General features: G+C 72.7%; 12 protein-coding genes. 8 read left to right on the forward strand and 4 right to left on the reverse strand.

What is annotated here, in order from left to right:
• Positions 1–32: 32 nt before the first annotated feature.
• Complete coding sequence (locus tag V6D49_RS01305; protein WP_340556327.1) at positions 33–455, reverse strand: YjbQ family protein; 423 nt, start codon at positions 453–455, stop codon at positions 33–35.
• A 68-nt stretch (positions 456–523) separates the two neighbouring features.
• Here V6D49_RS01305 and V6D49_RS01310 point away from each other — a divergent pair, with 68 nt between their 5' ends.
• The 3 genes from V6D49_RS01310 to V6D49_RS01320 all read left to right on the forward strand — a co-directional run bounded on the left by V6D49_RS01310 (position 524) and on the right by V6D49_RS01320 (position 4,129).
• Positions 524–1,657 (forward strand): NAD(P)-binding domain-containing protein, encoded by a 1,134-nt coding sequence (locus V6D49_RS01310; RefSeq protein ID WP_340556328.1) that lies wholly within the window; start codon positions 524–526, stop codon positions 1,655–1,657.
• 328 nt (positions 1,658–1,985) lie between these two features.
• The gene (locus tag V6D49_RS01315; protein WP_340556330.1) at positions 1,986–2,780 is read left to right on the forward strand and encodes a maleylpyruvate isomerase family mycothiol-dependent enzyme; all 795 of its coding nucleotides are present in this window, start codon (positions 1,986–1,988) and stop codon (positions 2,778–2,780) included.
• A gap of 380 nt (positions 2,781–3,160) precedes the next feature.
• On the forward strand, positions 3,161–4,129 hold the full coding sequence (locus tag V6D49_RS01320; protein ID WP_340556332.1) for a S1 family peptidase: 969 nt from the start codon (positions 3,161–3,163) through the stop codon (positions 4,127–4,129).
• 134 nt (positions 4,130–4,263) lie between these two features.
• On the opposite strand, the gene V6D49_RS01325 is transcribed toward V6D49_RS01320, so the two are convergent.
• Positions 4,264–4,392, reverse strand: a complete 129-nt coding sequence (locus V6D49_RS01325; RefSeq protein ID WP_340556334.1) for a hypothetical protein — start codon at positions 4,390–4,392, stop codon at positions 4,264–4,266.
• On the opposite strand from V6D49_RS01325, the gene V6D49_RS01330 reads away from it, so the two are divergent.
• Complete coding sequence (locus V6D49_RS01330; protein ID WP_340556336.1) at positions 4,391–4,783, forward strand: VOC family protein; 393 nt, start codon at positions 4,391–4,393, stop codon at positions 4,781–4,783. The genes V6D49_RS01325 and V6D49_RS01330 overlap by 2 nt on opposite strands.
• Before the next feature lie 72 nt (positions 4,784–4,855).
• Here V6D49_RS01330 and V6D49_RS01335 read toward each other — a convergent pair whose 3' ends face one another.
• Positions 4,856–6,679, reverse strand: a complete 1,824-nt coding sequence (locus V6D49_RS01335) for an ABC transporter ATP-binding protein (protein WP_340556337.1) — start codon at positions 6,677–6,679, stop codon at positions 4,856–4,858.
• Between the two features lie 110 nt (positions 6,680–6,789).
• On the opposite strand from V6D49_RS01335, the gene V6D49_RS01340 reads away from it, so the two are divergent.
• The 3 genes from V6D49_RS01340 (at position 6,790) to V6D49_RS01350 (ending at position 11,012) form a co-directional block, all read left to right on the forward strand.
• Positions 6,790–7,257, forward strand: a complete 468-nt coding sequence (locus V6D49_RS01340) for a MarR family winged helix-turn-helix transcriptional regulator (RefSeq protein ID WP_340556339.1) — start codon at positions 6,790–6,792, stop codon at positions 7,255–7,257.
• A 123-nt stretch (positions 7,258–7,380) separates the two neighbouring features.
• Entirely contained in the window at positions 7,381–9,231 is a 1,851-nt protein-coding gene (locus tag V6D49_RS01345; RefSeq protein WP_340556341.1) for an ABC transporter ATP-binding protein, read from the forward strand.
• The gene (locus V6D49_RS01350) at positions 9,228–11,012 is read left to right on the forward strand and encodes an ABC transporter ATP-binding protein (RefSeq protein WP_340556343.1); all 1,785 of its coding nucleotides are present in this window, start codon (positions 9,228–9,230) and stop codon (positions 11,010–11,012) included. The genes V6D49_RS01345 and V6D49_RS01350 overlap by 4 nt, the downstream gene beginning before the upstream one ends.
• A gap of 50 nt (positions 11,013–11,062) precedes the next feature.
• Here the strand turns inward: V6D49_RS01350 and V6D49_RS01355 are convergent, their stop codons facing one another.
• Positions 11,063–11,857, reverse strand: coding sequence for a metal-dependent hydrolase (locus V6D49_RS01355; protein ID WP_340556344.1), 795 nt, complete (start codon positions 11,855–11,857; stop codon positions 11,063–11,065).
• 148 nt (positions 11,858–12,005) lie between these two features.
• On the opposite strand from V6D49_RS01355, the gene V6D49_RS01360 reads away from it, so the two are divergent.
• Positions 12,006–14,519 carry a DEAD/DEAH box helicase gene (locus V6D49_RS01360; RefSeq protein ID WP_340556346.1) on the forward strand — a complete coding sequence of 838 codons (2,514 nt, stop codon included), beginning with the start codon at positions 12,006–12,008 and terminating at the stop codon, positions 14,517–14,519.
• The last annotated feature ends 20 nt before the right edge of the window (positions 14,520–14,539 follow it).

Raw genomic sequence — 14,539 nt, forward strand, 5'->3', positions numbered from 1 at the left:
GCCGCGTGGACGGTCTGCGGTACTCCACGCTGCTACCCGAGGAAGGACAGCCGGACCTGGCGGTGGGGGTTGTCGCGGTTGGTGTCCACCAGGCACACGGACTGCCAGGTGCCGAGGGCGAGCCGTCCGCCGATGACGGGCAGCGTCGCGTGCGGCGGCACCAGCGCGGGCAGGACGTGGTCGCGCCCGTGGCCGGGGCTGCCGTGCCGGTGCCGCCAGCGGTCGTCGGCGGGCAGCAGCTCGCGCAGGGCGGCCAGCAGGTCGTCGTCACTGCCCGCGCCGGTCTCGAGGACCGCGACACCGGCCGTCGCGTGCGGCACGAACACGTTGAGGAGCCCGTCGCCGTTCCCCGCCACGTCCGCCAGGTAGCGCTCGCACTCGGCGGTGAGATCGGTCACGGTCTCCGTGGAGCCGGTCGTGACGTCGAGGATGCGGGTGCTGAAGCGTTCACTCATGGCCCCATTTTCCCTTGCGGCCACAGCCGGCCGGGAAGGCGCAGGGCCCGGCGGTGGTTGGTGGGGGCATGGACAACGTGGAGGTCGTCGTGATCGGCGGCGGGCAGGCCGGGCTGTCGAGCGCCTACCACCTGCGCCGGCGCGGCTTCGCTCCGGGCCCGGGGTTCGTCGTGCTGGATCACGCGCCGAACCCCGGCGGCGCCTGGCAGTTCCGCTGGCCGACGCTGCGCTACGGAGCGGTCCACGGCCTGCATCCGCTGCCGGGCACGGCCCTGCCCGACGCCGAGGCCCAGCGCCCTTCGTCCGAGGTGCTCCGCGCGTACTTCGCCCGCTACGAGGAGACGTTCGACCTCCCGGTGCGCCGACCGGTCGATGTCCGTGCGGTGCGTCCGGCCGCGGACGGACGGCTGCTGGTGGAGAGCGACGCCGGGACCTGGCGGACGCGCGCGGTCGTCAACGCGACGGGCACGTGGGAGCGTCCGTTCTGGCCCCGGGTGCCGGGGCAGGCCGATTTCGCCGGACAGCAGGTGCACACGCGGCACTACCCGGGGCCCGGAGCGTTCAGCGGTCGCAGGGTCGTGGTGGTGGGCGGCGGCACCTCGGCGGTGCAGCACCTGCTGGAGATCGCCGGAACGGCGGCGGAGACGACCTGGGTCACCCGCCGTCCGCCCCGGTTCCGGGAGGAGGCGTTCGACGCGGCGGCCGGGCGCCGCGCCGTGGCGCTGGTGGCCGACCGGGTCCGGCGGGGCCTGCCACCACAGTCCGTCGTCTCCGTCACCGGGCTGCCGTTGAACGAGGAGATGCGGCGGGCCCGGGAGCACGGCGTCCTGGACCGGCTGCCGATGTTCGACCGCATGACGGCGGACGGTGTCGTCTGGGACGACGGCCGCTCCGTGGAAGCGGACGCCGTGGTGTGGGCGACGGGCTTCCGCCCCGTCCTCGACCACCTGGCGCCCCTGCGCCTGCGCGAGCCCGGGGGCGGCGTCCGGCTGGAGGGCACGCGGGCGGCTCGGGACGCCCGCGTGCACCTCGTCGGCTACGGCCCCTCGGCCAGCACGATCGGGGCCGACCGGGCCGGGCGGCAGGCCGCGGCGGAGCTCGCCGGGGAGCTGGCGCCGCGTGGCCATGCCCGGAGGAGCGACGCACGGATGTGCGGTTCTTCCCCCGTACGAGGGGGTTCGGCCGAACGGGCTGCCGCGTGACGGTGGGACGCACGATGCTGACGGTACGCAAGCGGCGGGCTGCAGACCGCGATTGCGTCCCCGCCCGGAGGTCCCACGACGCGGCGGGGCAGTCCCACCGACCACGCAAGGAGAACGCTTCACCATGGATCTGCTCACCAACCTGCTCGCCGGTGTCATCCACTTCGTGGGCTGGCTGATCTGACAGACCCCGACCACGGCGCGGCGCCGTCCCTCCCCGTCCCAGGGAGGGGCGGCGCCGTCCGCTCAGGTGAAGCGGTCCGCGACGAGAGGGGGCGGACGCACGGCAAACGGTTCGCCCATCCGGGTGGAGACGTCTAGGGTCCGGATGATGCATATGACATACGGGCGCCTCTGCGACGAGGTGCTGACCCAGGCTCGGGCGCTGTGCGCCGTCGTCGACGAGGCCGACCTCACCCGGCAGGTGCCCACCTGCCCCGACTGGACCCTCGGCGAGCTCGCCGAACACGTGGGCCAGGCCCACCGTTGGGCCGCCCAGATCGTGCACACCCGGGCCACGGCCGAGGTGGAGGACGACGACGTCCCCGCGATGCGGGCTCCCAGCACCACGGACGCCGAGCCGCTCACCGCCTGGCTCGGCGAGGGCGCCGAACTGCTCCACGGCGCACTCCTCTCCGCCGGTCCGGGCACCGGCGTGTGGTCGTGGCACGCCGACCGCACCACCGACTTCTGGGCACGCCGCATGACGCACGAGACGGTGGTCCACCGGGCCGACGCCTGTCTGGCGGCCGGCATTCCCTTCACCGTCACGCCCGACGTCGCGGTGGACACCATCGACGAGTGGCTGGAGCTGCTGAGCAGTCCGGCGCTGCAGGAGGAGGACGAGGAACTGCAGGAGCTGCGCACCCGAGCAGGCAGCAGTCTCCACCTGCACGCCACGGACACCCCCGCCGAGCTGAACGCCGAATGGCTGATCGAACTGTCGGAGACCGGCATCGACTGGCGGCGTGCCCACGCCAAGGCGTCGGTGGCGCTGCGCGGTGAACTGACCGACGTCCTGCTGGCCTTCTACCGAAGGCTGCCGCTGGACAGCGACCGTGTCGAGGTGCTCGGCGACGGGGACCTGCTCGCGTTCTGGCTGGAGCGCGCCAACTTCGCGTGAGACGGCGGAGACGTCGCCGCCGGGCGACGTGGTTGTGAGCGCGGTGACAAATCCTCGGGAGCCCTGAACGTCATCGCGCTCCGGGGGCGTACGGGAGGCCACAGAGACAGAGGCATCCCGACGCCGCTGGAGGTCAGTCCGTGAGCCACCGACGAGTGAACAGGCGTGCCGGTGCGGCAGCCGCCGCCGCGAGCACCGCGCTCCTGGCAGCCGCCATCCTGCTGCCCGGTGCCAACGCCACCCCCTAGGAGCCGTCCCCCGCCGGCGACGCGGACGGGCGCGTCTTCTCACCGGTCGAGGCGGGACGGGTCGGTCCGCTGCTCGCGGAGCGGCTCGGTGCCAAGGCGGCGGGCTGGTACCACGACGGATCCGGCAGGCTCGTGGTGAACGTGCTGGACGACCGGGGCGCCGGGCGGGTCGGGGAAGCGGGCGCCGTACCGAGGCTGGTGGACCACAGCACGGCGGCCCTGCGGAGGAGTGCCCGGGCGCTCACCGAGGACGCCTCGGTGCCGGGCACGGCGTGGTCGGTCGACCCGCGCAGCAACCGGGTCGCGGTCGTGGCCGACAGCACCGTCACCGGCGCGAGGTGGGACCGTCTCGTCCGGGTGACCGAGCGGCTGGGCGACACCGTGAGCGTCCGCCGCTCCACGGGCGCGTTCGGGCCCTTCGCCGGACCCGTCGACGGCGGGGACGCCGTGTTCGGCGGCGGAGCGCGCTGCTCACTGGGCTTCAACGTCGACGCGGGCGGCGCCAGGGCGTTCCTGACCGCCGGTCACTGCGGCACCGCCGCCGCCACCTGGAGCGCGGACCCGGCCGGGGCCGAACCGCTCGGCACCGTGACGGCCTCGGTGTTCCCCGGCGACGGCGACTTCGCCCTCGTCGCCTACGACGGCCCGGAGGCCGAGGCCCCGAGCACCGTCGACCTCCAGGACGGCAGGGTGCGGGAGATCACGCGCGCCGTCCCGGCCGCCGTCGGCATGCGGGTGCAGCGCAGCGGCAGCACGACGGGACTCCGTTCCGGCACGGTGACCGGACTCGACGCCACGGTGAACTACGGCAACGGGGACATCGTCACCGGGCTCGTGCAGAGCGACGTGTGCGCCGAACCGGGCGACAGCGGCGGCCCCGTGTTCTCCGGCGACGCGGCCGTGGGCCTGACCTCCGGTGGCAGCGGTGACTGCACGCGCGGCGGTGTGACGTTCTTCCAGCCCGTCACGACGGCCCTGGAGGCGGTCGGCGCCGAGATCGACCCCGGCGGGGACACCGTCGGCACTCCCGGTGGGGGCGTCTCCGGCCGTCCGGGCGGAATCAGCGGGCGGCTCGGCGTCGTCCGCGACGTTCTGGAATGACCCCCCCGGGCCGGCCCTTCCCGTGGCCGGTCCCGCCGCCGACCGGCCCGACGGACGCGGAACGTCCGCGGGCGGTCGGCCCCCGCACGGCGCCGGGCCGCACCTGCCCCCGTACCCGGCGCCGGGTCTGCCCGTCACTCGCCGGGGACGGGCAGACCCTCCCCCACCGGGCCCCGGACCACGAGGAACACCACGGTCCGGGGCCCGAACGGCTGGCAGCCGCACGTGCCCACGCCCGGCGTGCCGCAGTACGATCCGGTCATGTCCGCACGCTTCAAGGACCTGGTCCTGGACGCAGGCGACCATCAGGCGCTCGCCGACTGGTGGTGCACCGCGTTGGGCTACTCCCGGCGCGTGCCACCGGGCGGCGAGGAACCGCCGCCGCGCGAATGGCCCGTCCCCATCCACGACCCGCGCGGTGAGGGACCACTCATCTGGGTCAGCCCCGTACCGGAAGCCAAGAGCGTGAAGAACCGCATGCATCTCGATGTCTGGGGTGACACGCGGGAACTCCTCGGGCTCGGAGCCACCCTCGTACGGCGTCGTGCGGGCGAGCGGAACTGGGACGTGCTGGCCGACCCCGAGGGCAACGAGTTCTGCGTCTTCTCGCCCGATCCCCGTGCCGTTCCCGGCGTCCGCCTCGCGCGCCGCTGAACGCTCCGTCGGCGCGGCCCCTTCGCGGACCGGCTCCGGACGACCGCCGGGGAACGGCAGGCCCGCACCACGTCAGGAGGCGACCTCGGCGGAGGCCGGCTCGTCCCGGGCGTCGCGGCGCACGAGCGCGGCGTAGCGCCCGTCGCGGGCCATCAGCTCCTCGTGCGTCCCGCGCTCGGCGACGCGGCCGCCGTCCAGCACCACGATCTGGTCCGCGTTGCGGACGGTCGACAGGCGGTGGGCGATCGTGACCGTCGTCCGCCCCGTGGCGAGTTCGTCGATCGCGGCCTGCACCGACCGCTCGGTGCGGGCGTCCAGCGCGGAGGTCGCCTCGTCGAGGATGAGCACCGGAGGGTTGCGCAGAATGGTGCGGGCTATGGCCAGCCGCTGCTTCTCCCCGCCGGAGAACCGGTAGCCACGCTCCCCGACCAGGGTGTCGTAGCCGTCGGGCAGGGCCGCGATGTGATCATGGATCTGGGCCGCCTCCGCTGCGGCCCGCAGCTCCTCATCCGTGGCACCGGGCTTGGCGAAGCGCAGATTCTCGGCCACGGAGGCGTGGAAGAGGTACGTCTCCTGGGAGACGACGCCGACGGTCCGGGCCAGGGAGGCGAAGTCGAGATCCCGCACGTCGACCCCGTCCAGCAGGACCCGGCCGCCGGTGACGTCGTAGAGCCGGGCGATCAGGTAGCCGAGCGTCGTCTTGCCCGAACCCGTCTCCCCCACCAGCGCGACGCGGCCGCCCGCCGGTACGGCGAGGTCGATGCCCTTGAGCGTCGGCGCGGCGCCGGGGGCGTAACGGAAGGAGACGTTCTCGAACCGGACCTCGCCCCTCGGTGCGGTGAGGCGTACCGGGTCCGGGCGTTCGGCCAGGTTCACGGGCAGGTCGAGGTACTCGAAGATGCGCTGGAAGAGCGCGAGGGACGCCTGGATGTCGACACCGGTGTTGAGAAGCGAGGTGGCCGGGCGCAGCAGGCCCTGCTGCAACGTCACGAAGGCGACGAGCGTGCCGATGGACAGCGCCGGACCGCCGAACTGGAGCATCAGCCCCGCCGACCAGTACAGCAGGGCGGGGATCGCGGCCATGATGACGCCGATGGTGGCCAGGCGCCAGCGGCCCGCCATACTGGATCGGATCTCCAGCCCCGCCAGGCGCCTGGACTCGGCGGCGAAGCCGTCGACGAGTGAGTCGGCCCGGCCCATGGTGCGGCCGAGGAGGATACCGCTGACCGACAGCGATTCCGTCACCATGGCCGCCATGGCCGCCATCTGCTGCTGCCGGGCGGTCGTGATCCGCTTGCGCTCGCGTCCGACGCGGCGGCTGATCCACACGAAGAGCGGCAGCAGCGCCAGCGAGACGAGTGTCAGCCGCCAGTCCAGGGCCAGCATCGCCGCCAGGGTGGCCACCACGGACGTCACGTTGGAGACGAGCGAGGTGGCCGTGGACGTGACGGTGGCCTGCATACCGCCGATGTCGTTCGCGATCCGCGACTGCACCTCGCCGGTGCGGGTGGCCGTGAAGAACGCCAGCGGCATCTGCTGCAGCTTGCCGTAGACCCCGGTCCGCAGGTCGTGCATCACCCGCTGCCCGACGGTGGTCGAGATCAGGGTCTGGAGCACCCCGAACACGCTGTTGAGGACGGCGATCGTGATCATGCCGAGGGCCAGCAGGGACAGCAGCCCCGTACGGCCCTCGGGGATGGCCACATCGAGGATCTCCCGCAGGAGGAAGGGGGAGGCGACCGTGACGAGGGACGCGGCACACACCAGTAGCCCGACCAGGGCAAGCCTGCCGCGATAGGGCCGGAACAGCCGCACGATGCGCCCGAGCTGAGCGGGCGGCGGGGGGTCCGCGGGCTCCCTGGACGGGGGTGTCCACCGGGGCGGTTCGGGGTGCATGAGCTCCTCAGGCCGGTCCTCGGCACGGCCGGACGGCGACCGTGTCGCACCGACCCTAACCTATGGTTACCTTTGCTCATAATGAGTTGAATCCTGTTAGTCTCCCGGCCATGGTTCCCTCCGGCCCCTCCGACCCCTCCGGCCCCACCGACAGCCCGCTCGCCGACCAGCTCATCCGGCTCTCCAGGCGGCTGCACCGGGCCCAGCGGCGGCACCTGGAACCTCTGGGAGTCACGCCCGCCCAGGCCCGGCTGCTGGGGGTCGTCGCCCACTGCGCGGAGCCGCCCCGGATGGCCGACCTCGCACACCGCCTCGACGTGGTGCCGCGCGCCGTCACGACCCTCGTCGACGGGCTGGAGAACGTTCAGGCGGTACGCCGCGTGCCCGACCCCGCAAACCGGCGGGTCACCCGCATCGAGCTGACGACGTCCGGCCGCGACCTCGTGGACCTGCTGCGCAGGGCCCGCAGGGAGGCGGCCGAGGACCTGCTGGCACCTCTGGGTGACGCCCAGCGCGAGCAACTCAGTGCCCTCCTGGCGGTGCTGGACACCGGCCGGAACACCGCCGGCCGCGGCTGAGGCGCGCGGAAAAACCCTTTGCCTCCCAGCGGCATTCCGGCAAGCCTTGGCACGCCGCGGTCCGGTTGACCACCACGCCGCGCGTCGCCCCGTGCCCATGCCCTCAGCAGACCCTGGGACGCCATGCAGATCCGAGACCTTCCGTATGCCGACCCCGGCGTGCCCGACGTGCGCAGCGGGCTGCGATTCCTTCTCTGGCTGGGGCGGGGGCAACTGGGCGGCCAGCTCAAGTCCCTCGCCTGGGGGACGCTCCACATGGCCGCGGTGGCCTCGCTGCCGGTGGTGATGGGGCTGGCCGTCGAGGCGGCGGTCGCCCGCTCTGCGGACCGCCTCACCGTCGCCGCCTGCCTCCTGTTTCTGACGGGCATCGCGGTGACCGTGGGGGACACCATGCTGCACCGCACAGCGGTCACGAACTGGATCACCGCCGCCGCCCGGACGCAGCAGCTCCTCGCCCGGCGGACCGCCGAACTCGGCGCCGGCCTGACCCGCAAAGTGGCGGCCGGTGAGGTCGTGGCGGTCTCCACGGGGGACATCGAGAAGATCGGCTGGTGCGTGGAGTCCACCTCCCGCTTCTCCGCGGCCCTCCTGGGCGCTCTCGGCGTCTGTGCGGCCCTCGTCTGGTACGAACCCCGGCTCGGACTGCTGGTGGTGCTCGGCGTGCTGCTCCTCGCCCTGACCGTTCTTCCTCTCCTACCGGTGGCCACCCGCCGTGCGGACGCCCAGCGGGACAAGGCCGGGCGGGCGACCGAACTGGCCGCCGACACCGTCGCCGGGCTGCGGGTGCTGCGCGGCATCGGCGGTGAGGAGCTCTTCCTCGGGCGGTACCGGCGGGCCTCTCAGGAGGTGCGGCGCGCGTCCGTGCACACCGCCCGCATGTGGGCACTCATCGAAGCGGTGCAAGTGGCGCTGCCGGGCCTGCTGCTCGTCGTCGTGGTGTGGCGGGGCGCGACCCTGGCCGCCGCGGGGCAGATGGCCGTAGGCGAACTCGTGACGGTGTACGGAGCCGTGCTCTTCCTCATGTTCCCGCTGCGGCTCTTCCAGGAGTTCGCCATGGCCTGGTCGTTCTCCCGGCCGTCGGCACAGCGCGCGGCCCGCGTCCTCGCCCTGCGGCGGACGGCCAAGGCCGCCACCCACCCCCCGGACACCCTCCTGGCGGGCGATCTCTACGACCCCGAGACCGGACTGCTGGCCCGGGCCGGGGAGTGCACCGCCGTGGTGAGCGGCGACCCGGACGCGGCCGGACGTCTGGCCGACCGTCTGGGCGGCCACGCTCCGGACACCGCCGGTGAGGCGTCCGCGCTGTTGGGCGGCGTCGCGCTGGACGAGGTACCGCTCGCTGCGGCCCGCGCGGCCGTCCTCGTCCAGGACAAGGACCCCGTCCTGCTCTCCGGGACCCTGCGTGACCTCCTGGACGTGCCCGGCTCCGGTGCCGTACCGCACCAGCGGGCTCTGGACGCCGCACAGTGCGCGGACGTGCTCCGCGCTCTCGGCAGGTCCGCCGGCCCGGACGCCGACCCGATGGCGGTGGGCATCACCGAACGCGGCCGGTCGCTCTCCGGTGGCCAGCGTCAGCGACTGGCGCTGGCCCGCTCCCTGATCGCCGACCCTCCCGTCCTCGTGCTGGACGAGCCGACCTCCGCGGTGGACGCCCACACCGAGGCGCGGATCGCCGAGTCGATGATCCGGCTGCGCGCGGACCGGACGACGGTCGTCCTCACCTCCTCGCCGCTGGTCCTGGACCGGGCCGACCGCGTGGTCCTGCTGTCCGGAGGCACCGTGACCGCCAGCGGCACGCACCGGGAGCTCCTGCGGACGGAGGCGACCTACCGCGCGGTCGTCAGCAGGGAACCGCTGCACGACGAGACCACCCCGCACGGTTCCGACGCCACACCCGGCAGCCGGGAGTCCGGCGGCCACCGCACGCTCCCCGGCGAAGTGGACACCGCACACGAGGAGAGGGAGACCGCATGATCGGCGTCGAAGCCCCGGCCTACGACCCGGCGGGGCCCGAGGAGGTCACCACGCTTCCCGTGGGCTCGCCGGCCACCGTCCGGCACTATGTACGGGAACTCGTCAGGCGGCACCGCAGGGCGTTCTCCGTACTGGTCACGGCGCAGGCGGTGGCGGTCCTCGCCTCGATGGCCGGGCCCTTCCTGCTCGGTGGCGTCGTGGAGAACCTCTCCGAAGGGGCGCGGGACGTCGGTCTCCCCCGGGTGCTGGCGCTGTTCGCCGTCGCACTCGCCGTTCAGACCGTGTTCGTGCGGGAGGTCCGGCTGCGCGGTGCCGTCCTGGGCGAGCGGATGCTGGCCGACCTGCGCGAGGACTTCCTGGTGCGCTCCGTCCGCCTGCCGACCGGCGTACTCGAACGCGCGGGCACCGGTGACCTGTTGTCGCGGATCACCACCGACGTCGACCGGCTGACGAACGCCATGCGGGAAGCGGTACCGCAGCTGCTCATCGGTGTGGTGTGGGCCGTGCTGCTCCTGGGCGGGCTGGTGGTCACGGCGCCCCCGCTGGCCGCGGCCGCCCTCATCGCCGCACCCCTGCTGTACGTGGGCTGCCGCTGGTACTTCCGGAGAGCGCCTGCCGCCTACCGCTCCGAAGCCGCCGGATACGCCGCCGTGGCCGCCGCCCTGAGCGAGACCGTCGACGCGGGCCGTACCGTGGAGGCACACCGGTTGGGCGCACGCCGGGTCGCGCTGTCGGACCGGCGGATCCGGGAGTGGACCGCCTGGGAGCGATACACCCAATGGCTGCGCACGATCCTCTTCCCCGTCGTGAACCTCACCCACCTCCTGATCCTGGCCGGCGTCCTCGTACTCGGCGGCGTCTTCGTGCTGGAAGGCTGGCTGAGCGTGGGGCAGTTGACCACAGGCGCCCTGCTGGCCCAGATGCTGGTCGAACCGATCGGCCTGATCCTGCGGTGGTACGACGAGCTTCAGGAGGCCCAGGTCTCGTTGGCGCGGTTGGTCGGCGTGCGGGAGATCGAGCCCGAGCCGGGCGACGCGGCGGCCGACCCGCGCGGACGGGATCTGCGGGCCGACACCGTACGGTTCGGATACGGCGAGGGCGCCGCCGACGTCCTGCACGACATCACCCTGTCCGTCGAACCCGGCGCGCGGGTGGCCCTGGTCGGGCCGTCCGGCGCGGGCAAGTCCACACTCGGGCGGCTGCTCGCCGGCGTGTACGCCCCTCGGCAGGGCTCGGTGACGCTCGGCGAGGCCGAACTGGGAGCGATGACGGCGGAACGGGTGCGCGAGCACGTCGCGCTCGTCAACCAGGAGCACCACGTCTTCGTCGGTTCGCTGCGCGACAACCTGCTGCTCGCCCGGGCGGAAGCGGCCGACGAGCAACTGTGGGCCGCGCTCGCCGCCGTGGACGCCGACGGCTGGGCGGGAAAGCTCCCCGACGGACTGGACAGCGAGGTCGGCTCCGGCGGTCTGACCATCACACCCGCGCAGGCCCAGCAGATCGCCCTGGCCCGTCTCGTGCTGGCCGACCCGCACACGCTGGTGCTGGACGAGGCGACCTCGCTGCTCGACCCGCGCGCGGCCCGGCACCTGGAGCGCTCGCTCGCCCGGGTACTGGAGGGGCGCACGGTGGTGGCCATCGCCCACCGGCTGAACACCGCACACGACGCGGACGTGATCGCCGTCGTCGAGGACGGGCGGATCAGCGAGCTGGGCAGCCACGAGGAGCTGGTGGCCGCCCAAGGCGCGTACGCCGCGCTGTGGCGGTCGTGGCACGGCTGACGTCGCGGCGCCCGCCCCAGGGCCCCGGGACGGGCGCCACCACCGGTCGGTCAGCCGAGGAGCCCCAGAGCGTAGACGGCGCCGCCCGCACCGGCCAGACCGAAGGCCGGCATGAGCACCTTGTTCTCGACCCAGTGGCCGGCTCGGAAGCGCATGAAGCGCGGTGTGCCCACGGGGTACCAGCGCCGGCCGCGGATGGACAGCGGCCACAGGACGGGACACCCCGAGATGGTCAGCGCGTCCCCCACCGTGTGCACGACGGCTCCCAGCACGATCGGCAGACCGAGCCACCAGTACTCCTGGCCGGCTCCGCTGAACAGCCAGTCGGAGCCGTTGCCCGGCTTGTTGAGGACGTTCGCCAGGATCCAGGCCACGGCCGCGCCCAGCAACCACACCAGGATGTCGCTGGAGACCCTGGCCGCCCGCCACAGGAGCCCTTCGACGGCCAGGACCATGTGCACGAACAGGATCGCCAGGACCGCCCAGCGCCCGCCGAGCGCGGCAGCGGCAGAGAAGCCGACGCCGAGCAGTACGGCCCACACCCAGGTGTGGGTCAGTGTGCGGTGGCCACCGGAGCGGCGCCGCTCGCCCTTGCCCCGCGTGGCGTTGAACACCACCGTCGAGACCTGGTCGATGAGGATGGCCAGTCCTCGGGAGAAGGGGCCGAAGGCACGGGATATCGTCGCCGACTTCTGATCCAGGTCCGGGGCCAGGGCCGCGCCCGAACAGATGAGCATGCCGGCCACCAGGACCGGCCAGGGCATCGGCCGGTCGACCGCGTGGGCGACGGCACCCGCGCCCAGCCAGGCGGCCGCCCCCGACAGAGAGTGCGCCGGTCCCATCATGTCTGCCCCACCCCATCGCTGTACTGAGCACCACCGCCGTGGAACGGGCCGTGCCCGGCCGGTCGCGGTGCGGGACAGCGTAGCCCCCGTTGATCTTGCGGCTACCGCCGGTTCCCCGGTTGGAGGTGCGGGAAGGCAGTATGGGGGTGTGACCCTCATCGATCAGCTGCCCAAGGACGCCGACCCCGATTCCCTCTTCGAGGCTTTCTCCACCTGGAGCGAGGAGCGGGGTATCACCCTCTACCCGGCGCAGGAAGAAGCGCTGATCGAAGTGGTCTCGGGGGCGAACGTCATCCTCTCGACACCGACCGGGTCCGGTAAGTCGCTGGTGGCGGCCGGCGCGCACTTCGCGGCACTGGCCCGGGACGAGGTCACCTTCTACACCGCACCGATCAAGGCGCTGGTGTCGGAGAAGTTCTTCGACCTGTGCAAGCTGTTCGGCACGGAGAACGTCGGCATGCTCACCGGTGACGCCTCCGTGAACGCGGACGCCCCCGTCATCTGCTGCACGGCCGAGGTGCTCGCGTCGATCGCGCTGCGGGACGGCAGGGAAGCGGACATCGGCCAGGTGGTGATGGACGAGTTCCACTTCTACGCCGAGCCGGACCGCGGGTGGGCGTGGCAGATTCCCTTGCTGGAGCTTCCGCAGGCTCAGTTCGTCCTGATGTCGGCGACGCTGGGAGACGTCTCCCGTTTCGAGGACGACCTCACCCGTCGCACCGGACGGCCCACCGCGGTGGTCCGCTCGGCCACCCGGCCCGTGCCGCTCAGCTACGAGTACCGCACGACCGGCCTGACGGAGACGCTCACCGAGCTGTTGGAGACCCGTCAGGCCCCGGTGTACATCGTGCACTTCACCCAGGCACAGGCGGTCGAACGGGCGCAGGCGCTGATGAGCATCAACATGTGCACCCGGGCGGAGAAGGACGAGATCGCCTCCGTCATCGGCAACTTCCGGTTCACGACGAAGTTCGGCCGTAACCTCTCGCGGTACGTGCGCCACGGCATCGGCGTCCACCACGCGGGCATGCTGCCCAAGTACCGCAGGCTGGTGGAGCGGCTGGCACAGGCCGGACTCCTGAAGGTCATCTGCGGAACCGACACGCTCGGCGTGGGGGTCAACGTCCCGATCCGTACGGTGCTGTTCACCGCGCTGACCAAGTACGACGGAAACCGCGTACGCACCCTGCGGGCACGGGAGTTCCACCAGATCGCCGGACGCGCCGGGCGGGCGGGCTTCGACACCTCCGGATTCGTGGTGGCCCAGGCCCCCGAGCACGTCATCGAGAACGAGAAGGCCCTCGCCAAGGCCGGGGACGACCCGAAGAAGCGGCGCAAGGTCGTACGGAAGAAGGCGCCGGAGGGCTTCGTCAGCTGGGGCCAGAACACCTTCGAGAAGCTGATCGCCTCCGAACCGGAGCCGCTGACCTCCCGGTTCCGCGTGACGCACGCGATGCTGCTGGCCGTCATCGCCAGGCCGGGTGACGCCTTCACCGCCATGCGCAGGCTGCTGGAGGACAACCACGAGGACCGGAAGGCGCAACTGCGCCACATCAGGCGGACGATCGCCATCTTCCGCTCGCTGCTGGACGCCGGCGTCGTCGAACGGCTTCCGCAGCCGGACGCGCAGGGCCGTACCGTCCGGCTGACCGTCGACCTCCAGGAGAACTTCGCTCTCAATCAGCCCCTGTCCACCTTCGCGTTGGCCGCCTTCGACCTGTTGGAGCCGGAGTCCCCCTCCTACGCGCTCGACATGGTCTCGGTCGTGGAGTCGACCCTGGACGATCCCCGGCAGATCCTCGCCGCCCAGCAGAACAAGGCCAAGGGGGAGGCCGTCGCGGCCATGAAGGCCGAGGGCGTGGAGTACGAGGAGCGGATGGAGCGGCTGATGGACGTCAGCTACCCCCGCCCGCTGGAGGAGCTGCTGCTCCACGCCTACGGCCTCTACCGCGCGTCGCACCCGTGGGTGGGCGACCACCCGCTGTCCCCGAAGTCGGTGATTCGGGACATGTACGAACGCGCCATGACGTTCAGCGAGTTCGTCTCCTTCTACGAGCTGGCCCGCACCGAGGGCATCGTGCTCCGCTACGTGGCAGGCGCCTACAAGGCGCTCCAGCACACGGTGCCGGACGACCTCAAGTCGGAGGACTTCCAGGACATCGTGGAGTGGCTCGGCGAGATGGTGCGGCAGGTGGACTCCAGCCTCCTCGACGAGTGGGAGCAGTTGGCGAACCCGGCCGACGAGACCCCCGAGGAGGCGCAGGAACGGGCAGACCACGTCCGCCCCGTCACGGCGAACGGGCGGGCCTTCCGCGTGCTCGTACGCAACGCCATGTTCCGCCGCGTGGAACTGGCCGCGCTCGACCGGGTGGACGAGCTCGGCGAGCTGGACGCCGAAGCGGGCTGGGACGCGGCGGCCTGGGCGGACGCTCTCGACGCCTACTTCGAGGAGTACGAGGAGCTCGGGACGGGCCCGGACGCCCGAGGGCCGCGGCTTCTGCGGGTGGAGGAGGTGCCCGAGGACGGCTTGTGGCGCGTCCGCCAGACGTTCGCGGATCCGCGGGGCGACCATGACTGGGGCATCTCGGCCGAAGTGGACCTGACGGCCTCCGACGCGGAGGGCCGCGCGGTCGTCAAGGTGACCGCGGTCGGTGCGCTGTGACGCCGGTGCCGGCCCCGTGG

This window comes from Streptomyces sp. GSL17-111 (genome assembly GCF_037911585.1).
In the GTDB taxonomy this organism is placed as follows: Bacteria; Actinomycetota; Actinomycetes; order Streptomycetales; family Streptomycetaceae; genus Streptomyces.